We start from the raw sequence: 23,241 nt of genomic DNA, 5'->3' as shown, positions 1-23,241 counted from the left end.
CAATTCATCTAAAGTTTGTTCGAAAAATCATCATTAATAACAAGTCAGTGCAATTTATCTCTCAATTATATAAAAACCTATTCTTATTTTAGGAAAACAACTCTCTTAATCTGAGACAAACATATGAATAACCCATTTTGAGGCTTTAAATTTTATTAAATAATCAGAAATTGAATATTGTCATACAGAATATTCAAATATTCGTAAAAATCCGATTAAATTTTTTGCTCATTATAAAAACCTGTACATTTGGAAAATCAAAAATGAAAGGTAACAGTATAAAATATCACTCTTCGATAACAACTCAAAACTGGGTTGCAATTACTGCTACAACAACTTCTACAATTACAACTACCCCTTAGGGGTATACATTTTTACATATAATCCAGGTTATCCATACTTTTTTTCTTGAAAGAAGAGAGGCATTGAATACATATAAACACTTGCTTGCATTTATAAAATAAAATACACACAATGAAAATATTAAAATTTGGTGGAAGTTCGGTCGCCAATGCAGAAAATATAAAACGAGTTTTAGAAATTGTAAACCAAAAATCAGAACAAGGTCAATTAGTAGTTGTCGTTTCGGCTTTAAGTAAAGTAACTGATTTACTTCAGGCTGCTGCCGCAAAAGCCGCCTCTAATGACGAAAGTTATAAAGACATAGTTGCCGAAATAGAGAAAAAACATTTAGATACTTTAAAAGCACTGATTCCAGTTAGCGAACAAAGTAGTTTATTAAGCCACGTAAAAAGAATCATAAACCATCTTGAGACGTTACTTGATGGTTGTTTCTTATTGGGTGAATTATCTAATAGAACTGCTGATACTATTCTTAGTTTTGGAGAATTGCTTTCGTCATATATTATTGCCGAAGCTTTAAAGCAAACTAATAAAAATAGTGGTTATAAAGACAGCCGTGAACTTATAAAAACCAATAACCATTTCGGGAAAGCTGCTGTAAACTTTGAAGTTACGAATCAATTAATCCGTGATTATTTTGCTACAAATGAATCTCAGATAGTAATCATGCCAGGTTTTATTGCTTCATCTTTAGATGGAATCATTACAACATTAGGTCGTGGTGGATCTGATTATACTGCTGCAATTCTGGCTGGCGCGCTTGATGCCAAAGCACTGGAAATATGGACTGACGTAAACGGAATGTACACTGCCAATCCTAAAATTGTAAAACAAGCGCATCCTATTGCAACTATTTCTTATCAGGAAGCGATGGAATTATCTCATTTTGGTGCCAAGGTCTTATATCCGCCAACGATTCAGCCTGTATTAAGAAAAAATATCCCTATTGTAATCAAGAATACTTTTGAACCAGAATCGGAAGGAACTTATATTTCGAATCATGTTTCATCAAAAGATACTATTGTAAAAGGAATTAGCCATATCGATAATATTACATTAATAACTCTTGAAGGTTCAGGAATGATTGGCGTTTCGGGTTCATCAAAACGTCTTTTTGAAGTTTTATCTAATGAAAGTATCAATGTTATTTTTATAACTCAAGCCTCATCTGAGCATTCTATTTGTATTGGTATTTTAAATTCCGATGCCGAGAATGCCGAGCAAGCAATTAACGGCGCTTTTGAAGTAGAAATCACTCAAAACAAAGTTGATCCTTGTATCGTTGAGAAAAATCTTTGCATTATTGCTTTGGTTGGCGAAAACATGAAAAATCACCAAGGTTTAAGCGGAAGAATGTTTAGCACTCTAGGTAAAAACAACGTAAACATTCGCGCTATCGCTCAAGGTGCATCCGAGAGAAATATCTCGGTTGTAATTAATGAGCGTGATGTAAAAAAAGCATTGAATACATTGCACGAAAACTTCTTTGAAGAGAATACCAAACAACTTAACTTATTTGTAATGGGAGTTGGTAACGTAGGCGAAAAATTCATCGAGCAAATTCACAACCAAAGAAAGTTCCTTAAAGAAAATCTAAAGATAAATGTTCGCGTTATTGCTTTATCCAATTCTAGAAAAATGATTTTCGACGAAGATGGCATTTCACTTAAAGAGTGGCAATCGGCTCTTAAAAATGGAGAAACTGCTAATAAAGATACTTTTATAGCACGTGCAAAAGAACTGAATTTACGTAACAGTATTTTTGTTGATATTACTGCAAATGCAAGTGTTTCTGAAACTTACGAAGAGTTCTTGAAACAAAGTATTGCTGTGGTTACTTGTAATAAAATTGCTTGTTCGTCTGAATATGACAATTATAAAAAACTGAAAAATTTATCACGTCAGTTTAACGCTCCGTTTTTATTCGAAACTAATGTTGGTGCTGGATTACCAATTATAGATACTGTAAAAAACTTAATTGCTTCTGGTGATAAAGTACACAAAATTCAAGCTGTTTTATCTGGAAGTTTAAATTTTATCTTTAATAATTTTGATGAGAACAACTCTTTCCACGATGTGGTAAAAGAAGCCGGAGTTCAAGGATTTACTGAGCCTGACCCTAAAATTGACTTAAGTGGAATAGATGTTGCCCGAAAAATTTTAATCCTAATCAGAGAAAGTGGTTATGAAATGGATATTGATGCTATTGCAAATGAATCTTTCATGCCTGCCGAATCGCTGGAAACAACTAACAATGAAGACTTTTTTGCTTCGCTAACAAAACATGCGCCTCATTTTAAAGCGATTTATGATGAAGCATTGAGTAAAGACTCCAGATTAAAATATGTAGCGCAATTTGAAAACGGAAAAGCTAGTGTAGGATTACAATTTATTCCAAAAGACCATCCGTTCTATAATCTGGAAGGAAAAGATAATATCGTATTGTTTTACACCGATCGCTACGTAGATCAACCTTTGCTTATAAAAGGTGCCGGAGCAGGTGCAGCTGTTACTGCTTCAGGAATTTTTGCAGATGTAATTCGAATTGGAAACGTGTAAAATTTTGTTTCAAGTTTCAAGTTTTTGTAGCACATCCTATAAAACTTGAAACCCGAAACTAGAAATAAAAAAAAATGAAAGAAATAAAACTATTTTGTCCGGCAACAATTGCCAATCTCTCGTGTGGATTTGATGTTCTCGGGCTTTGTTTAGAAACTGCGGGCGATGAAATGATTGTTCGTAAATCAGATCAGAAAGGTGTTCGCATCACAAAAATTGTTGGTGCCGATTTGCCTCTAGAAACAGAAAAAAATGTTGCTGGAGTTGCTGCATTGGCAATGCTCGAAACTATAGAAACTGACTTCGGCTTTGAAATCGAAATTTACAAAAACATCAAAGCCGGAAGCGGAATCGGTAGTAGTGCCGCAAGTTCTGCAGGTGCCGTATTTGGTATAAACGAATTATTAGGAAGGCCTTTTACAAGAAAAGAATTGGTACAATTTGCCATGCAAGGCGAAAAATTAGCTAGCGGAAATGCCCATGCCGACAACGTTGCTCCTGCCCTTTTGGGAGGTTTTACTTTGGTAAGAAGCTACAATCCGCTGGATATTATAAAAATTGACAGTCCCGAAGAATTATATGCTACGGTAGTTCATCCTCAAATTGAATTAAAAACATCAGATGCTCGCTCGGTATTAAAACAAAATGTTTCTCTTAAAAGCGCTATTATGCAATGGGGTAATGTGGGTGGTTTAATCGCAGGTTTATATACCAAAGATTACGATTTAATCGGAAGATCTCTTCATGACGAAATTGTAGAACCTTTACGAAGTGTCTTGATTCCTGGTTTTGATTTAATCAAACAAACAGCTCTCGAAAATGGTGCATTGGGTTCGGGAATTTCGGGTTCTGGCCCTTCTATTTTTGCTTTAAGCAGAGGAAAAGAAACTGCCGGAAAAATAGCCAAAGCTATGAGTGAAGTTTATGATACTATGGGTTTACCATACGAAATTCATATCTCACAGATTAATCCTGAGGGAGTAAGAATTATATAAAATGTGAAATGTTGTTTGTGAAATGTGAGATGCATTAAATAAGAATAATCAAGCATTAAGACATAGATTGTCAGGCTGAGCGGAGTCGAAGTCCACGCAAAGTAAAGACACAAAGTACAACATGCCCAGTTTGTCATTTCGGCTTAAAGGAGAAATCACACAAGTAAGGACGCATTGTTATCGCGTTTCAAGTGCGATTTCTCGTTCCTCGAAATGACAAAAATTGAAGATAATTATTGAAATAAAAAATAGTACCACAAAGCTTTGCGAACATAACGTTTTCAAAAGAAACAATTTCCTTGCACTCTTTGCGGTTAAATAAAAACAACCAATGAAATACTATAGTTTAAACCATAATGCCCCAAAAGTTTCTTTTCAGGAAGCTGTAATACAAGGATTAGCAAGTGATAAAGGATTATATTTTCCAGAAACAATCACGCCATTAAATGCTTCCTTTTTTGAGTTAATCGAAAATCTAAGCAACGAAGAAATTGCTTTTGAAGCTATCAAACAATTTGTTGGCGATGAAATTCCAGAAACCGTTTTAAAAGAAATCATTGCAGAAACTTTATGTTTTGATTTCCCTGTTGTCGAAGTCGAAAAAGGAATTTATTCATTAGAATTATTCCATGGCCCTACAATGGCTTTTAAAGATGTTGGCGCGCGATTTATGTCACGTTGTCTGGCGTATTTTAATAAAGACAAAGCAGAAAGTAAAAATACCGTTCTTGTAGCAACATCGGGTGATACCGGTGGTGCTGTTGCAAGCGGTTTTCTTGGTGTTGACGGAGTAGAAGTTGTGATTTTATATCCATCAGGAAAAGTAAGTGACATTCAGGAAAAACAACTGACAACATTAGGTCAAAATATCAAAGCACTGGAAGTCGATGGTGTTTTTGATGATTGTCAGGATATGGTAAAAAAAGCCTTTCTGGATGCTTCTCTAACACATAAAAACCTTACCTCAGCAAATTCTATCAATATTGCACGTTGGTTACCGCAAATGTTCTATTTCTTTTTTGCTTACAAAACCTTGAAAAGTCAAAACAAACCTTTGGTTTTTTCTTGTCCTAGTGGGAATTTTGGAAATATATGCGCTGGAATCATGGCAAAGAAATTAGGTTTACCTATTGAACATTTTGTTGCGTCTACAAACGTAAACGACACGGTACCAAGGTTCTTAGAAAACGGAAAATACGATCCTAAACCATCTAAAGCGACTATCTCTAACGCAATGGATGTTGGGAATCCGAGTAATTTTATTAGAATTCAGGAAATGTACCAAAATGATTTAAAAGCGTTCGAAAAAGACTTTTCATCCTACAGTTATACTGATGAAGAAACATTGGAAGCAATGAAACATATTTATAAAGCTAACGGTTATATTGCTGAACCGCATGGCGCTGTTGGCTACTTAGGTTTGAAGAAAGAATTACAAAAACACGAAAACGCGATTGGTATTTTCTTAGAAACGGCTCATCCTATTAAATTCCTAGATGTTGTTGAACCTGCTTTAGGGATTACACTTCCGATTCCTGCTCAAATTGAAAGCGTTATTAATGAGGTGAAAGTGAGTGTTAAGATTAAGACTTATGAGGAGTTGAAAAGTTTCTTGGGGTAAATCGCCATACATATAAAATTTTAAAACCATAGATTACGGGATTAATTTCTTGCAATTTGTGGTTTTATATTTAAAATTCTTAATTAATCTTTTTAAATTTATATTCTCGTTTATTGCTTTTAGGATTAAGATCGACAAATTGATAATCTTTATAATCTTCAAAATTATTTTTAAAAAAAATATCTGCTTTTTCTAAAGACCATGATTTAGGGTAATAAAAACCATTGAACGCAATATTTTGAACTTTAAGAACAAAATCATGATTGAATTTATCATCTCCCAAATAACTTAATGCAATTTTCCCAGACCATTCAATATCATAATTATTCTCCGTATTAAGGCTAATTTCTAATTTATGATCTGCACAAGTGTCATGTCCTAACAAAAATATTTCGAAGGCAAGTCTATCATATTCAAAATCATCATTAAAGGGTAACGAATCAACAATTAAAGTCTGATTAATAAAATCATTAAAAACTGCTTTTTGTGATGATTTATTTATTTTAATCCCATCGGAACCCCAGTAAGTAGATGAAATAATGCAATTCTGATAGTTTTCCCATACAACTTTTGAGTTCCAGTCGCTTCTCTCTTCTTCCTGTTCATTTTTATTGTCATCTGCATAATAGCTGTCAGTTTTTAGATGAAAATCAAACCATAAAGACTCATCTTCTTCAACTCGTCCACTCCATACAAACTCAATTAATTTATGACCGTTTGGATAAGGATTTCCTAAAAAACATATTTCACCTGATATTCCCATAACAATACATTGCATTTAAAATCTTACAAAGATAACTTTTAAAGACTTAATAAAACAATGCAAAAAAATGAGCATGAGGAGACGCTTGCGCTAGCAGAAGAGTACTAAGATTGCTACTTATAAAGAATTGAAGATGTATTTTGAGATGATTTTCTTCTGATTATACAATTTTAAATCCACCGCTTATAGGATTTATTCTTGTTATTTGTGACTTAATTTATAGATGAAAATTATTATATTTAGATAAAAGTTATCAATCTATTTAATTACAATTTAACCTAAAGTAAAACATGGCAGTTTGGCAATATCTTTTAATGGTTGTTCCTGAAAACTCAATTCAAAGCAATTATCAATGTATTTTTAAAAATAACGGATCAGATTTTTTGCCTGATACAAATTCTTTTTGGGAAAATTTTGATGGCGATATTTCCTTGATAATTTCTGAAATGGACCAAATTACTCCGAAAGCTGATTGGGGAAATGAAACATATTTGAATTGGAAAGGAAATGGAGATAATGAGGAAGATAATGATGCTTATATTTATTTAAATGATGATAAAAAAAAGATTAAAGAATTTCAGTTTCGAATTGATTTAAGAAAAACATCAAATATTACAAATGTTCTTCAATCGATTTTAAATCTCTGCAAAAAAAATCAATTTGTTTTGATTGATTTAAAAGGACAAATCTTTAAACCTGAAATGAAAATTATTATCGAGAGTTTGAAAAGTTCAAATTCAATGAAATTTATTACTGATCCAATACATTTTTTTGAGAATTTAAAAAATAACGAGAATTAATTCAAATGAAAAAAGAACCATAATTAAGATCAATTGACAAATTCGGCTTTAGCCAAAAAACAAAGATTAGGCTAAAGCCATTTTCTAATGTAATTTTGTTTCTCCAGCTAAAGCTGTAGGCAATTCATATTTTTATCCAATTAAAACTAGATAACATTTATTTTACAATATAATTAGATTACCATGATTACAAAAGCAACATTACAAGATATCCCAGCATTAAACATATTAATAAATTCTGCTTACCGCGGTGAATCTTCAAAAAAAGGCTGGACTACCGAAGCTCATTTATTAGAAGGAAAAAGAACAACCGAAGAAGAATTAACCGAAACTATTGAAGACAAGAAAAACACTATCTTAAAATTCACAGAAAACAATCAAATTATTGGCTGTGTTTTGTTGGTAGAAAAAGAGGATAAACTATATTTAGGAATGCTTACTGTTTCGCCTGTGTTGCAAAATAGCGGTATTGGTAAAAAATTATTACATCAAGCCGAAATTCACGCTAAAGAATTAGGATTGCCTAGAATTGTAATGACCGTAATATCTGTTAGAGAAGAACTCGTTGCTTGGTACAAACGTAATGGTTATGTAGATACGGGCGTAAGAGAACCTTTTCCTGCAAGTGATGTTCATGTTACTGTTGTAGAAGAGCCCTTGGAGTTTATTGTATTGGAGAAAAAAATTTAATTATTTAACCACGAATTTTTAAGAAACTCAAAAAATTAACCGCAAAGGTCACAAAGAGATACGCGAAGTTCGCTAAGATATTGGTGTTATCTCGCTAAAAAAACTTTGTTTCTTTGAACCTTAGAAAATCACATTTGATTTCTTATTAAAAACAATAAAAATGAATATAAGCCTTTTTCCTAAAAAAGATAGTGCAGTCTCTATTTGGAGTGGTGGATTGACTTATGAATATATAATATATCCGGAAACAGCAAATTATGCTGATAGAGATTTTATATTCAGAATAAGCAGTGCTACAATAGAGCAAGAACCTTCTGAGTTTACCAAATTTAAAGGCTATCACCGATACTTGGTTATGCTGGATAGCAGCCTGCATGTTGAGGTTAACAAAGAAAAAAAACTGTATGAGAAGTATCAAATCATGGAATTTAATTCGGATGATGAAGTAACTTCTTATACGAAAGGCATTGATTTTAATTGGATGATTTCTGAAAAAGCATCCCATCACAAACTAGAAATAACGAATAGCGATCAAAATTGTAATGCTCAAATAATATTTTTATTTTCTTTGCATGCAACCGTTATTAAAATTAATGAGAAACCATACGATCTAAATCCTTATGATTTATTAGTCATTGAAAATCAAAAAAGGGAAAATATAATACTTTCTTTTTCTAATGAATGCCTCTTCGGAATATTGGATTTTTAATCCACCGTTAATCCTTTAATCTATCGCATAAAATTTAACCGCAAAGTTCACAATCCCAATAGCTATCGGGATATGCAAAGAACGCAATAGCATTTCTCGCAAATACGCTAAGTCGCTAAGAAAAAAACTACAGTTTTATTTACCTTTGTTCCTTTGTTCCGATAGCTATCGGAACTCTGCACCTTTGAACCTTTATTTACAGAACCAATTCCTCAAACAATCTCTGAATGGTTTTATCCAAGTCCTGACATAATCCCGGATGTGGCCTTGAGGTTTGAATTGCCGAACTGCGTATGGCTGTTAACCAACGAAAACGCTCCGGAATTTCCATTTGCCCAATTGGCCCGCCATCTTTGGCTCCATTGACAATTTTCTCTAATGAGGTTAAATTACAATGCAATTGTTCGACATCAAAATCGGCTGAAAATGCTTGAACTTTGGCATCGTTTATATGGTACAATACTTTTATAAATTTGGCTCTTTTACAAAATAACATGATACCTATATTTAGGAATTCTTCGCGCTCGACTCTTGGTACAACACGAATTACGGCATATTCATATAAGTGACTATCTTGCATTTTCGGCTTGTTTTACAAAAATTTCGGAATGATCTAATCGTGTTTGCAAAAACTGCAAATATACATTTCGCAATCCTTCGGGCGTTTCATCAGTATCTTCCCAATTAAGCCATTCGTCAGGAATAAGCGCTACGATTTCCTGCAATAATTCGGGAGTTAAAATGGTTTTATATTCAGAATCGACTTCTTTTAAAAGTGATGCTTGTGGCAACAATACGTGATCTTTTATTAATGCAAATGGGCTTTTGGCATGTTGTTGCCAGTTGTTCCATGAATGATGAAAATACAAACAAGCTCCGTGATCTATTAACCAGAGTTCTTTATGCCATATAAGCATATTGGTATTTCTAAATGTACGGTCTACATTGGTAATAAAAGCATCTAACCAAACAATTTGCGAAGCCAGTTTAGGCTCCACCACAGTTACAACTGGATCAAAAGTAATTGCTCCTGATAAAAAATGTAATGCCAAATTAAGTCCTTGGCTTCCTTGTAGTAAATCCTGTATTTCTTCATCGCCTTCGGTTCTGCCAAAAACTTCATCCAGATTAGCAAATACCAATTCGGGGATTTGAAGTTTTAATGCATTAGCAATTGCACCTCCTACCAATTCGGCAATTAATGCTTTTACACCATGCCCGGCTCCTTTAAATTTTAAGACGTATTTAAAATCGTCATCTGCTTCGGCCAAAGCGGGTAACGAACCACCTTCACGCAGCGGACTTATATATCGCGTTACGTTTACCGTTCTTAGATTGAGTTTGTTTTTCATAGTCAGCTTTTACTGGAATACAAACTTACTAATTTAGATTTTTAGAATTCTTGGATTGCTTAGATTTTTAGAATTCTTGTTTTTTTTAATAGGAAAGAGTATAGAGACAAGACTTGGAGAAGTTGTTTGCTATGTTTTGAAAAATCTAGACGCATTCATAATTAAACCATATCTGTCAAGAAGCACCGCAATGCGGCTTCCACAATATATTAGAACGTTGTGCTAATTTTGGTTCACACAGATTTTTTCTCTGCATTGATTTTAAGGTTTTGTTTGTTTTTTATCATAGAATGCTCAGGAGGACGAACTGAGTAATCTAAAAAATCTTCTTATTTAAATCTTATTTCAGCGTTACGTTAATTTTGGTTCACGCAGATTTTGCAGATTCGGCAGATTTTTTTCTCTGCATTGATTTTAAGATTTTGTTTGTTTTTATCATAGAATGCTCAGGAGGACGAACTCAGTAATCTAAAAAATCTTCTTCTTTAAATCTTATTTCAGCGTTACGTTAATTTTGGTTCACACAGATTTTGCAGATTTAACAGATTTTTTCTCTGTTTGCGGTGCAATCTACTGCTGTGCGTCTCTACAAAACAGCTGTCCTTCGGCTCCGCTCAGAAGGACGAACTGAGTAATCTAAAATAAAAAACATCTTTAAATCTTACTTCTCTGAGTCTTGCTTCTATACTCTTGCTTCTTTACTCTTGCTTCTTTACTCTTGAATCTATACTCTTGAATCTCTAAGTCTTGTTTCTCTAACTAATCTAATGACAAAAATGCTTTACCAAGATTCTCAATAATGCTGGATGCAATGAATGACTGATATCCTGTTTCGGGCAGAGCAATATCAGCGGTTAATCCATGTAGATATACTCCTAATTGCGCTGCTTGAATTGCTGAATATCCTTGAGCTAGTAAACTTGTAATTATTCCTGTTAGCACATCACCACTTCCTGCAGTTGCCAATGCTGCGTTACCCGTGGTATTTTGATAAATAGCTGCGCCATTTATTATGTGTGTTGGAGCTCCTTTCATAACTATGATTACTCGATATTTTTTGGAGAATTCTATGACTTTTTCGAATTTTTCGTTGTCTGAATTCCAATTTCCTATTAAGCGTTCTAATTCTTTAGGATGTGGTGTAAGCACAGTATCTGCTTGTAACAAAGTAAACCATGATTTATTTTGTGATAGGATATTTAGTGCATCGGCATCGATAACCACTGGTGTTTTATTTGTTTTTAAAAACTCATAAAATGCTTTTTGTGTATTAGGCTCCTGCCCTATTCCAGGGCCAATTCCTATAGCTTGTGGCTTAATCTCAAAAAAGATTTCAGAGATGTATTCTTCATGGGTTGAGGTTACAACCATTACTTCGGGAATTGTAGATTGGAGAATTTCATAGCCACATTTTGGAATAAGGGTAGTTACGAGTCCGCAACCTGATTTTATACAGGCCTTGGATGCTAAAACTGCTGCTCCTATCTTTCCATAACTTCCTGCAATGATTGTTGCATGTCCTTGTATTCCTTTGTGAGTATATGGATTTATAGGCTTGTAGATCTTTTTAATTTCGGCTTGGGTTATTGTGACTGGCATTTTCATGAAGTGGGTATTTTTAATAAAATTACAAAAAACCATGATTCTAAATTAACTTAATGTTACCTGATATGCCGTAGCCCTGATAATAGCGGCATCCTTTATGTTTTTCCTTTAAAAACATAAAGATATAGCGAATAGCAGGAAACAGCTCCTGATTTTTACGATTTTTATAATTATGAGTACTTGTTTACAACATTTTTTGAATAAATTTGCGATTAACTTTTATAAACACACACACAATGAAAAATACTGCACTAACGCACATACATGAAGGTTTGGGAGCAAAAATGCTGCCTTTTGCTGGTTATAATATGCCTATTTTATACGAAGGTGTAAATGCTGAACACGAAATAGTTCGTACTGGCGTGGGCGTTTTTGATGTTTCGCATATGGGGGAGTTTTTATTAACTGGTCCAAATGCTTTGACTTTAATTCAGAAAGTAACTTCGAACGATGCATCGACTCTAACTATTGGTAGAGCTCAATATTCTTGCTTACCTAATAATGATGGCGGAATTGTAGATGATTTGATTATTTATAAAATGAAAGAAGAAGAGTATTTACTTGTTGTAAATGCTTCGAATATTGATAAGGATTGGAATTGGATTTCTTCTCACAATGATGTAGGTGCTGAAATGAAAAATCTTTCGGATGATTACTCTTTGTTAGCCATTCAAGGTCCTAAAGCTGTTGAAGCAATGCAAAGTTTAACCTCTGTAGCTTTATCGGCTATTCCATATTACCATTTTGAAGTTGGTTCTTTTGCTGGAGTTGAAAATGTAATTATTTCAGCTACTGGATATACAGGTTCTGGTGGTTTTGAGGTTTATTGCAAAAATGATGAGGTTGAACATATCTGGAATAAAGTGTTTGAAGCTGGTGCCTCTTTTGGTATTAAACCAATCGGACTGGCAGCTCGTGATACGTTGCGTCTAGAAATGGGCTTCTGCTTATACGGAAATGATATTGATGATACTATTTCTCCTCTTGAGGCTGGACTGGGTTGGATTACAAAATTTACTAAGGATTTTACGAACTCTGAAAATCTAAAAAAACAAAAAGAAGCTGGTGTTACCAAAAAGCTTGTTGGTTTTGAAATGCAGGAACGTGCTGTACCAAGACAGGGTTATGAAATTGTAGATGCTTCTGGAAATGTAATTGGAATTGTAACTTCTGGAACTATGTCTCCATCTATGAGCATTGGTATTGGTTTAGGATACGTTACTATTGCAAACAGTACTGTAGACAGCAATATCTTTATTAGAATTAGAAAAAATGATGTTCCTGCTAAAGTGGTGAAATTACCTTTCTACAAAAAATAATTTATTTTTTAAAACACGATACTGAAATCCTGCTTATGTAGCACAGCCTAAAATGATTAGCTTCGTTTTATCTTTGCAATCAATTAAATCTGTAGTTATATTCTGTTTCGATATCAATATTTTAGTGAGACTATACGGGTTTTATCAAAAAAATTAGCGTAATTTTAGTTTAAATGTTGATACTCTATTTATGAAAAAGATTTCATTGGTTTTTCTGCTTGCTAGTTTCTCTCTTTTGGGTCAAAATAGTGATTCTACATGCGAAATAGTAACTAAAATAAATGTGCTTATTCAAAGCGAACATATTCAACCTAAACCGGTAGATGATAGTCTATCGGTTTTTGTTTTTGATAACTTGATTGATGACCTTGACCCTTCTAGAAATATCTTTCTGAAATCAGAATATGATGCTCTTGCTAAAAAATATCGTTTGAATATTGACGATCTTATTTTAAAAAAAGATTGTACTTTCTTGAATGATATTATTTCTAAATACCGAAATGGGCTTATGCGTAATAAAATCGCTTTAGAAAAAATACTAATTGAGCCTATCGATTATTCTGTAAAAGACACCATTCGGTTTTATAAAAAATCTTTTCCTGTATATATGAAGGAAAATGAAGTTGAGAAAATATGGCGCAAAAAAATGCGCTACCAAATCCTGGATGAAATAGCGGAGGTAAGCTCTAATATGGATTCACTTAAAGCAAATTTTAAATCTCTTGAAGCTACTCATAAAAGGGCCGTTTTTGATAATGAAATATGCCGAGTTAATACACTTTTGCAAACGGAAAAAAAACCTCAAGAAAAACTATATGATTATTTCTGTACGTACTTTGATCCTCATACAGCCTATTTTAGCAATGACTCTAAATCTAGTTTTGTTGCTTCTTTATCTAAAGAGCACTTATCATTGGGACTAAGTGTTAATCTGAATGAGAAAAACGAAATTATTGTTACTAAATTAGATCCAAATGGACCTGCATTTCAAACAGGTCAAATAAAAAAAGGAGATCAAATTATCTCTATATCTAACCAAAAAGAAATATTAAAAGTTTCGTGTGCTACTCTTGAATCTATTTCGACCATGCTTTTATCCGAATCGAACAAAAGCATCACGTTTACTCTTAAAAGAAATTCAGGAAAAAGTTTTGATGTTAATATCGAAAAACAAATCATGAAAGATGAAGAAAACTCTGTTTTTAGTTTTATAATAGGCAAGAAAAGTAAGATTGGTTATATAAAAATTCCTAGTTTTTATGCCGATTTAGAAGGCAATAGCGGGAAAGGCTGTGCGGATGATACTGCGAAAGAAATTATTAAGTTACAGAAAGACAACATTAAAGGACTCGTTATTGACTTAATCGATAATGGTGGAGGATCTATGGAAGAGGCTATAAAACTAGCCGGAATGTTTATCGATAGTGGCCCTATCTCGATTGTTGTAGATAATAAAAATGAACAGTCGGTTATTAATGATCCTTACAAAGGGATGCTTTACAAAGGAATCGTTGTTGTTCTGGTTAATGGTAACACGGCATCAGCAAGTGAGTTTTTTGCATCGATTATGCAAGATTACAATCGCGCTTTACTATTAGGAAGCAATACATTAGGAAAAGCAACTATGCAAACCATACAATCATTGGATGAAAATAAAAATACAGATTTCATAAAAATAACAATTAATAAATTTTATCGAATAACAGGAAAAAGTCATCAATATATAGGCATAACTCCTGATGTAATTCTTCCTGAATTTTATGAAAATATTATCGCAAAAGAAAAAAACTTTCCAACTGCTATCAAAAATGATTCTATTATTCCTGTCCTAAAATTTAGACCTTACGTAAAAAGAAGTTTAATAAACAGTCTTGCCAATGATAGTAGTATCAGAGTGGCTGCTAGTGATTATTTTAATAATATAATTACAATAAACCAGAAAATAGATCAACTGGTTAACACTCCTCGAACTGAGATTCCGATGACTTTGGATGCGGTCTTTAAGCAGAAAAAAACAAGAAATGGTTTGTGGGAAGAAATTAATTCTTATAACGCTAAAAATGACCCGCTAGATATATACAACTCGACAGTAAACCGATTTCTTTTAGGGATTCATCCTACTGAAAAAAACATGAATCAATATCAAATTGATAATCTTAAAACTAATCCTTACTTAAATGAAGCTGTAAATATTATTAATGGTTTTAATGCTGCTAGGTAATGATCAGTCTCAGTTTGCAGTATTCAGTCTCAGTTTAAACTTTGTGATTAGATTTTGGAAGTATACTTTCTTTTTTACTGAAATTACGTACTGACTACTGACCTATAAACTGGTGCTAGTTTCTGAGTCTATAAACTACTTAGTATGTAGTATATAATCTCAATTTACAGTTTACTGTCATTGATTTACATTTCACCAAAAAAAACATAGTGTTTGTTTTTATAAAATAACTAATAACTGTATTTTTGCAACTCAAAATAAAAAATCAGCAATGGGAAGAGCGTTTGAATTTAGAAAAGGTCGAAAAATGAAGCGTTGGTCAGCAATGGCCAAAACATTTACCCGAATTGGTAAAGATATTGTAATGGCTGTTAAAGAAGGTGGCCCTAATCCAGATGCCAATTCTAGACTTAGAGCTGTTATACAAAATGCAAAAGCTGCTAACATGCCGAAAGATAACGTTGAGCGTGCAATAAAAAATGCCAGCAATAAAGATACTGCCAACTATAAAGAAATTTTATTTGAAGGTTATGCTCCTCACGGAATTGCTATATTAATAGAAACTGCATCAGATAATAATAATCGTACAGTAGCCAACATTCGTAGCTATTTTAATAAATGCAACGGAACTATGGGCACACAAGGTTCTGTTGATTTTATGTTTGACCATACTTGTAATTTCCGAATTCCTAAAGGTGATCTTGATCCTGAGGAATTGGAATTAGAGCTAATTGATTTTGGTGCTGAAGAGGTTTTTGAAGATGAAGATGGCATCTTAATCTATGCTCCTTTTGGAAGCTTTGGTGCACTACAAAAAGAACTTGAGAACAGAGGTATTGAAATTTTATCTTCTGGATTTGAGCGTATTCCACAAATGTCAAAAGAACTTACTGAAGCTCAAATTGCCGATGTAGAAAAACTTATCGAAAAAATTGAGGAAGATGATGACGTAATGAATGTATATCATACCATGAAAGAACATTAACTTTTTTCTTTATATTATAAACTAAACTCCAGAGCAATCTGGAGTTTTTTTGCTATAATGATCCGCTAAAATTGAAAAGTTCATCTGGATAAATTATTCTTCATAAAATAACTTCCCCAAATACACAGCTATAGCAGTTACTTTTTTTTAATCTTTTCCTTAAAAAGTAGCTTTTTATACGCAAATCATATATTGAAATCTAACAATTACATAAATAGAATACTAAGTGTTTTATCATGAGATTTTTATTATATTTTTGCAAATTATTAAATTATAATCCTTATGAAAAAAATTTTATGCTTGTTTAGTGCTATAAGTTTAGTACTAGCTTCTTGTTCATGTTCTGATTATGACAATCCAATTATTGAAAATGTCGAAAATGTTGAGGATACTGAGGATACTGTTTTAATTTTACCTCAAACCGAGAAATACACTTCTGAATCTGAACCAGAAAAAAACAGGACTGCCACTTATACTTACGATGGAAATAAAATTGTAAGCCTTGATTATGATAGGGGTAATAAAACAACATTTATATACACCGGAAATGTAATTACCAAAGCAGAATATTATAACAATGGGGTACTAAAATCAACTACGACTTTCACATATGAAAACAATAAATTAAAATCATATCTTAAAACTGGAACGTCAGAGTACTCTGACAGTATAAGGAAAAGCTATACTTATAATACAGATGGAACAATTTCAACCGTTACAGTTTCAATTAATCCTACTACGCAAAAAGAAACAATACTGATATCAACTGTACTTACTCCAGATACTAAAGGTAATTACATTCAAGTTGCATTTAAAGACAAGGTCAATTCAGTTGAATACGACACAAAAAACAATCCTTTTAAAAATATTTTAGGATATACTTTGTTACTAGAATCAGGAATTTTTCATGAAGATGCCATCACTACAAATAACAATTTAACTAAAACAGTAGAAATGGAAAAAGGAGTTACCACAAGAATAACAACTTTTATGAATACTTATAATGACAATGACTTTTTAATAAAGCAAGAAAGCAGTGACAAAACTTTTGAATACACTTATTAACCTAAAAGATATTTAACACAACCTTATAAAAGAAGCTGACCGAAAATTACTTTTCAGTCAGCTTTTTATTTTTTAAAACTATTTTTTAGATTCCTCTACAGAAACTTTTCTAAACTCTTTCAAAAGTTTTTCAATTTCTAAAGTTGATTTACGAGCTCTTGGCCCAGCAGCTTTAATCCCTTTCTCGATTAATGATTCAGCTTCAGTTTTAAACGTTTCGATTTCTGTGTTGATTTTTTCTATTAAATCTCTCATAATATTTTATATTAAATTAAAGTCGCAAAACTAATGGTTTCTTTAATAAAAGGAAAAATTTTATGAATAAATTACAAAAAGAATCAATGAACAAAATGCTTCTTTCGAATATAAAACCACTTATTACATCATAACAGACATTATTAAAATAAATAATGAAATTATATAATCGTGAATTAAACAAAATAATCATAAAATTAATCATTACGCATCTCTATTATTACTCAAAATTTAGATTACGAGAAACTAGATAAAAAAATCACTAAAATCGGATATTACAAAGAGCTAAAAAGTTGCATACATTCATGTGATTATTTTTACATAAACAGAAATCCAATTTATTGAAATTTTAGAATCGAAAAGTCAATTAAATAATCAACTTAGCTAACCCCCCCCCCTTAAATAGAGTTTTTTAACCTAAAAATAGTATTAATTAAATATTAAAAAGCTAGTTTTGTAGCTTTTTAAATAAATTCATAGAATGTTGAAGATAAAATTACTTTTTTCACTAATTATGTTGTGTTCGTTAGGTTATAGCCAAAACAAACAAGCTACTGTGATGGTCAATGCCAGGGCTCAAAAAGATAAGATTTTGATCCGTTGGGCTATTAATTCCCCAATAGAATGGCAAAAAGCAAACAAAAAAGGGTTTGTAATTACCAGAACTACAATACTTCGAGATGGGAATATTTTACGTAAACCCGAAAAAATGGTACTTACACCAAAACCACTTCTTCCTGAACCTTTGGATTCATGGCTTGACTTAGCACAAAAAGACAATAATGCAGCTATAATTGCACAGTCTATCTACGGAGAAAGTTTTGAAGTAACTAGTGCCAAAGAAGGGGAACTTGCTAAAATAGTAAGTATGGCTGATGAACTGGATCAACGCTATACTTTTGCTTTATATGCAGCCGATATGAGTTTTACCGGTGCAGTAAAAGCGGGTTGGGGATTTGTAGATACCAACGTTAAAGCCAATGAAGTCTATGCTTATCAGGTAAGTGTTTTTGAAAGCCCAAAAGTTAAAGAATCCTCTTACATGATCGGTTTAAAAGACTTTAGTATTTTGCCCGCACCAACAGATTTTATTGCGATTCCGGATGATAAAAAAGTACTGCTTTCCTGGGATTACGAAACCTTTAAAAGAATTTACACCTCGTTTATGGTCGAAAAATCAGAAGACGGAATCAATTTTAATCCAATAGCAACTACACCTTTAGTTAACCTGAATGATAAAGACGAACATCCATCTAAAACCATGTATTATATTGATACGCTTAGTGTAAACGATAAAATGTATCACTATAGATTATACGGTATAACTTCATTTGGCGAAAAAGGAGAAATAACAAAACCTATTACCGCAAAAGGACTTTCGGGAGTAGTAACAGCCGCAAGATTATCGAATTATAACATCTTCAATTCCAACGACGTCAATCTAGAATGGGAATACCCAAAAGAATCGGAAGATTTTATACAAGGTTACGAAATCAATCTGGCCGAAAATGATAGAGGTCCCTATAAAACCGTTACCAAAATTATTCCAGCAAGTGACCGTAAACTCAATTACAAAGACAATTTATATCCTTCCAATTATTTTACGATAACTACAGTTGGTAAAAATAACCAACGCATGACCTCGCAAAGTATGTTGGTACAGCCCGTCGATTCTATTCCACCAGCAAAGCCAATCGGGCTTGAAGGTGTAATTGATAGTCTTGGAGTGGTTCGATTAAAATGGAAACCAAATCAGGAAAAAGATTTACGCGGTTACCGAATTTTGAAAGCCAATGCAAAGGGCGAAGAATTTGTAGATATTTACCATAAATCATACGTTGGGAATGAATACCAAGACAGCGTGAGTTTAAAAATGACCAACAGCAAAGTCTATTATAGAATTGCTGCCGAAGACATGCGCTATAATATATCAGATCCATCAGAAATATTAGTTTTAGACAAACCCGATAAAATTCCGCCAGCGGCTCCTATTTTCAAAGATTATGACAACAATGATGGCAAAGTACACCTAAAATGGATTCGCAGTTATAGCGAAGACGTCGTGGGTTACAGCCTTAGAAGAAGAGAAAAAGGACAAAACAAATGGCAAGAAATCAAACAAATAAACGACACCATTGAGGAATTTACAGACGATAGAGTCGAAAACAAAAAAATCTATCAATATGCTATTCTGGCAAGAGACAAAAATAATCTTTGGTCGTCAATAGAAAACGCTACTATTACAGTTCAAGTATTAGATTTTACACCCTTAAAAGTAATTACCTACTCAGAAGCTGTACCCGATAGAGCAAGTAAAAAAGTCACCCTTACTTGGGATTATACAAAAAGCAAAGGTAAAATTACAGGTTTGAGTATTTACAAAAGTATAAAAGGAACACCGCCTACTTTGTGGAAACAACTCAACGGAGATATACTAACCATAGAAGACAAAACCTTAAAAATTAATACCCAATACGAGTATCATTTAATACCAAATTTAGAGAGTAACAATCCCGTAAAAGAAGAAGTTTTAACCGTTGTTTATTAAGCGTATGAAGAAGATTTACTTATTTGTTTTTTTGTTGATTTCAGGATTTGGATTTGCTCAGATTGGCAATTATGAGGTAAAAACTGTATTAAACATAAAACCCGGCTCTGGAAATTATAGTAGTAGTTGCCGAAATGATGTTAAGGTCAACTTAATTTATAATGACGGTACTATAACAGTTATTAATGAAGACATAGGTGGAATACCCTCTGATCGATATACAGCATATGAAAAAATAATTAAAGTATTGGCAACCAGAAAACCCGTTAAAGTACAGGTTTCTTCTTCAAGAAACTGGAAAAGAAAAATTGGTGGTTGTGGAGGTAATGGTTCTTTTAATGGCGATGAAAGAGAAAGTACACAATTTTTTTCATGTCTAAATAATTATACTGATATCGTAAGATGGTGGGATGATGAATTGATCATAACTAATATTCCTAAACTTGTAGTTATAAACCCTGGTGTAGACAATGATTTACCAACCAGTAGTAATATTACTATAAAATCGAATACAGGTTTTTTGCGTTCAGAATACAATTGGCAATATTCATTAAAATCAATTCCGAATAGTGATGTAAATTCCCCAGATTGGATAGATTTACCCCAATTTCAAGGTCAATCAAGCATTACAACCAACGCTACAGCAATTTTAGGTGCTAATGCTGTTAATTACCACGGACAGCAAATTCATTTTAGACAAAAAGCTTGTGGGACCACCTCAGAGTCTGTTTATTATATTATCAGAATTGATATACCTAAAATACTCCCTTCAACAACTACAACAAATGTTAGTTGTTATGATTCAGAAAGTGCAGATGGAAAAGTAAAAATACAATTCGATAGAGCTTTGTTTTCAGGAGAGACTTTAAATGTAACTTTAGCAAAACCAATTGAAGGAGGAGCTCCAGTAAATTATCATGAGATTGTTTTAAATTCAGATAATAGCTACACTATTGAAAAGCTATCTAGAGGCGACTATCATATCACCATAAATGGGTTTTATAATGGCAGTCCAACCCATTCACCTTATACAGAATTAGGAGGAGTTCCTTATCAGTTTAAAATAGGCGCTCCATCCCCCGTAGATTTTTCTTTATCATCTACAAATGTAAATTGTTATGGTGGTCAAGATGGAACTATAACTATAAGCCTAACTGGCGGTACACGCGATGTAGCAGGCAATGATTACTATTCGCTAGACGATGGAACAACTTGGGTGCCGTTCTCTAATCAAGCACTGCATACCATTATCAATTTGGCACCAAACACTTACAACATCATCGTCAAAGACATGAATGGTTGTATAGCCCGTGTGCAAAAAATAGTCGACGGAAATATCGAATTAGGTGAAGCAAAAGTACTACCCAAAGTCATTACACAGCCAGCTACACCAGTATCGTTGTCGCACAGTTCAATACAAGAACCAACTTTTCATGGTGGTTCTAACGGAAAAATCATAGCCTCGATAACAGGCGGAACACCTATAGAAGGAAATTCTTATGAGTACAAATGGAGAAATAGTAATAATGAGGTTATAAGCAACGACAAAACGACTACAGAATTTGTATCGGGTGTATATGCCATTACCTTGCAAGATATTCCTGCCGACACCTATACCTTACAAATAAGAGACGCTAATTATAGTGTAACCACAGACAATTTGGGTTGTACCATAATACCCGTTATCAGTATCGAACTCACCCAGCCAGATCCAATTGTCGTAATTTTTGAGGTAAAACAAACCATTTCATGTAATGTAAGTAACGAATTTGGCGATGAAACGGACCAAAATCCTATTGATGGACAAAGAGACGAATCGCAAGACGGAATTTTAACAGCACATGTAACAGGTGGAGTTCCCTTTAATGGTTTTGAAAACAACGGATTACCATATAAGTATTTTTGGAAAAAGCAAATAGCCAATGGCAATTGGATTACTTTGAACGATGAGGATGCAACAGCAAAGAATTTATCTGATGGAAATTATGCCTTAAATGTCGAAGATGCCAACGGAATTAGATTAGGAACGTATGTTAATAACATCTTGACCAAAGAAATAGACGTAACCCGATTTATGGCAGAACCTCCAAAATTAGAATTAACCTTTACCAAAGAAGACATTTTGTGTACCCAAGGCAACAACGGCTTGGCAACTGCCCATGTAACAGGCGGAACACCTCCTTATACCTATGAGTGGAGCAACGGTGAAACCACGCAAACCATTACTGAACTTACCACAAACAACTATTTTGTAAAAATAACCGATACCAAAGGCTGTAGCGTACAAGGAAGCATACTAATTCAGCAACCCAACGGAGTCGAAGTAAACGAAACCATCACGAATCCAATTTGTTTTGAGGCAAATGATGGTTCAATAACTCTTGCCCCAACAGGCGGAGTTACCCCGTACCAATACCTTTGGAACACAGGAGAAACTACCCAAAACTTAAGCACGCTAGCGGCAGGAACCTATACCTTAACCCTTACTGATGCCAATAGTTGTATTACCATTAGAACTTTTGAATTAAAAAACCCTGACCCTATTGTAATCAATCTAGGAAAAGACAGAACCTTATGTAACGATCAGGTTTTAGATTTAGACGCTTCAATAGCCGACAATAACGCACAATACAACTGGACCTCGACAAATGGATTTACCTCAAGCGAGCCAAAAGTAACTTTGAATGAGGCTGGAACGTACCTAGTAAAAGTAACCTCTTCTTTAGGCTGTATAGGCGAAGACGAAATAGAAATAAAAACAAATGAAGTAGTCATTAATTCAGAATATTTATTAAGCTCACAAGCCTATATAGACGAAGAAGTAATACTAGTGAATACCAGTAAACCCTTTGGCGAAAGTACGCAATGGATACTACCAAACGATGTAACGGTAGTAGACAAGCAAGATAAACACGTGACCGTAAAATTTAAAGAAACAGGCGTTTATACCATAGGATTACAACAAACACAAGGCGAATGTTTTGCGGTGTACAATAAAAACATCACAGCCGAGAAAAGAAGCACATTACCTAATGCCGGAAGTACGCCAAAATTTATAATAGATTTTATCGTAACACCAAACCCAAATGACGGTAATTTTCAAGCAATCATCAATTTAGAAAACATCAGTGCAGTCAATTTAAGATTATTCTCTGCTGCCGGACACTTTACCACGATCAATAAAAAAGATTCAGGTAAGAAAAATTATCAAGTCGATTTTAATACAAATCTTCCAGCAGGAATATACATTTTGGCGTTAGAAACAGAGCAGCAAACCCTTGTTAAAAAAATCATCATCTATTAAAAAATGAAAAACCTTTATAAAAACATTCTGCTTTTCATATTGTTCCCGCTTTGGGGGCTAGGCGGATTTGGTTCGGGGGCTTACGCC

At 33.4% G+C, this 23,241-nt stretch carries 17 protein-coding genes; 12 read left to right on the top strand and 5 right to left on the bottom strand.

From position 1 onward, the window contains the following. Nucleotides 1-474: 474 nt before the first annotated feature. From thrA to thrC, 3 genes are all read left to right on the top strand, one after another. Nucleotides 475-2,922 carry a bifunctional aspartate kinase/homoserine dehydrogenase I gene (gene thrA / locus IUY40_RS17880; RefSeq protein ID WP_195738230.1) on the top strand — a complete coding sequence of 816 codons (2,448 nt, stop codon included), beginning with the start codon at nt 475-477 and terminating at the stop codon, nt 2,920-2,922. Nucleotides 2,923-2,996: 74 nt separating this feature from the next. Continuing rightward, on the top strand, nt 2,997-3,917 hold the full coding sequence (locus tag IUY40_RS17875) for a homoserine kinase (RefSeq protein ID WP_195738229.1): 921 nt from the start codon (nt 2,997-2,999) through the stop codon (nt 3,915-3,917). Between the two features lie 331 nt (nt 3,918-4,248). Then, nucleotides 4,249-5,538: a threonine synthase gene (thrC, locus tag IUY40_RS17870; protein WP_195738228.1), complete on the top strand. Its 1,290-nt coding sequence runs from the start codon at nt 4,249-4,251 to the stop codon at nt 5,536-5,538. A 79-nt stretch (nt 5,539-5,617) separates the two neighbouring features. On the opposite strand, the gene IUY40_RS17865 is transcribed toward thrC, so the two are convergent. Beyond that, nucleotides 5,618-6,301, bottom strand: a complete 684-nt coding sequence (locus tag IUY40_RS17865) for a hypothetical protein (protein ID WP_195738227.1) — start codon at nt 6,299-6,301, stop codon at nt 5,618-5,620. Between the two features lie 290 nt (nt 6,302-6,591). Here IUY40_RS17865 and IUY40_RS17860 point away from each other — a divergent pair, with 290 nt between their 5' ends. The 3 genes from IUY40_RS17860 (at nt 6,592) to IUY40_RS17850 (ending at nt 8,500) form a co-directional block, all read left to right on the top strand. Next, nucleotides 6,592-7,101, top strand: coding sequence for a hypothetical protein (locus IUY40_RS17860; RefSeq protein WP_195738226.1), 510 nt, complete (start codon nt 6,592-6,594; stop codon nt 7,099-7,101). A gap of 183 nt (nt 7,102-7,284) precedes the next feature. Beyond that, entirely contained in the window at nt 7,285-7,791 is a 507-nt protein-coding gene (locus tag IUY40_RS17855; RefSeq protein ID WP_195738225.1) for a GNAT family N-acetyltransferase, read from the top strand. A 160-nt stretch (nt 7,792-7,951) separates the two neighbouring features. Beyond that, a complete protein-coding gene (locus IUY40_RS17850; protein WP_195738224.1) occupies nt 7,952-8,500 on the top strand; it encodes a HutD family protein in 549 nt (182 codons plus the stop codon). Nucleotides 8,501-8,696: 196 nt separating this feature from the next. Here the strand turns inward: IUY40_RS17850 and IUY40_RS17845 are convergent, their stop codons facing one another. The 3 genes from IUY40_RS17845 to IUY40_RS17835 all read right to left on the bottom strand — a co-directional run bounded on the left by IUY40_RS17845 (nt 8,697) and on the right by IUY40_RS17835 (nt 11,457). Beyond that, nucleotides 8,697-9,080: a DUF3037 domain-containing protein gene (locus IUY40_RS17845; RefSeq protein ID WP_195738223.1), complete on the bottom strand. Its 384-nt coding sequence runs from the start codon at nt 9,078-9,080 to the stop codon at nt 8,697-8,699. After that, on the bottom strand, nt 9,070-9,852 hold the full coding sequence (locus tag IUY40_RS17840) for a HipA family kinase (protein WP_195738222.1): 783 nt from the start codon (nt 9,850-9,852) through the stop codon (nt 9,070-9,072). The genes IUY40_RS17845 and IUY40_RS17840 overlap by 11 nt, the downstream gene beginning before the upstream one ends. Before the next feature lie 759 nt (nt 9,853-10,611). Continuing rightward, nucleotides 10,612-11,457 (bottom strand): NAD(P)H-hydrate dehydratase, encoded by an 846-nt coding sequence (locus IUY40_RS17835; RefSeq protein ID WP_195738221.1) that lies wholly within the window; start codon nt 11,455-11,457, stop codon nt 10,612-10,614. A 236-nt stretch (nt 11,458-11,693) separates the two neighbouring features. On the opposite strand from IUY40_RS17835, the gene gcvT reads away from it, so the two are divergent. From gcvT to IUY40_RS17815, 4 genes are all read left to right on the top strand, one after another. Beyond that, nucleotides 11,694-12,776 (top strand): glycine cleavage system aminomethyltransferase GcvT, encoded by a 1,083-nt coding sequence (gene gcvT, locus IUY40_RS17830; RefSeq protein WP_195738220.1) that lies wholly within the window; start codon nt 11,694-11,696, stop codon nt 12,774-12,776. A gap of 190 nt (nt 12,777-12,966) precedes the next feature. Beyond that, nucleotides 12,967-14,997 carry a S41 family peptidase gene (locus IUY40_RS17825; RefSeq protein WP_195738219.1) on the top strand — a complete coding sequence of 677 codons (2,031 nt, stop codon included), beginning with the start codon at nt 12,967-12,969 and terminating at the stop codon, nt 14,995-14,997. Between the two features lie 271 nt (nt 14,998-15,268). Then, nucleotides 15,269-15,982: a YebC/PmpR family DNA-binding transcriptional regulator gene (locus IUY40_RS17820; protein ID WP_195738218.1), complete on the top strand. Its 714-nt coding sequence runs from the start codon at nt 15,269-15,271 to the stop codon at nt 15,980-15,982. A 282-nt stretch (nt 15,983-16,264) separates the two neighbouring features. Continuing rightward, the gene (locus IUY40_RS17815) at nt 16,265-17,047 is read left to right on the top strand and encodes a hypothetical protein (RefSeq protein WP_195738217.1); all 783 of its coding nucleotides are present in this window, start codon (nt 16,265-16,267) and stop codon (nt 17,045-17,047) included. Nucleotides 17,048-17,125: 78 nt separating this feature from the next. Here IUY40_RS17815 and IUY40_RS17810 read toward each other — a convergent pair whose 3' ends face one another. After that, entirely contained in the window at nt 17,126-17,302 is a 177-nt protein-coding gene (locus tag IUY40_RS17810; RefSeq protein ID WP_195738216.1) for a histone H1, read from the bottom strand. Nucleotides 17,303-17,783: 481 nt separating this feature from the next. Between IUY40_RS17810 and IUY40_RS17805 the strand changes: the two genes are divergently transcribed. Together IUY40_RS17805 and IUY40_RS17800 are read left to right on the top strand one after the other, a co-directional pair. Further along, on the top strand, nt 17,784-19,850 hold the full coding sequence (locus IUY40_RS17805) for a fibronectin type III (RefSeq protein ID WP_195738215.1): 2,067 nt from the start codon (nt 17,784-17,786) through the stop codon (nt 19,848-19,850). Nucleotides 19,851-19,854: 4 nt separating this feature from the next. After that, a complete protein-coding gene (locus IUY40_RS17800; protein WP_195738214.1) occupies nt 19,855-23,154 on the top strand; it encodes a T9SS type A sorting domain-containing protein in 3,300 nt (1,099 codons plus the stop codon). The last annotated feature ends 87 nt before the right edge of the window (nt 23,155-23,241 follow it).

Source organism: Flavobacterium sp. ALJ2 (assembly GCF_015594725.1).
Lineage (GTDB): Bacteria > Bacteroidota > Bacteroidia > Flavobacteriales > Flavobacteriaceae > Flavobacterium.
Note: the sequence above shows the minus strand (reverse complement) of the source record. Positions and strands in the feature narration are given on the sequence as shown.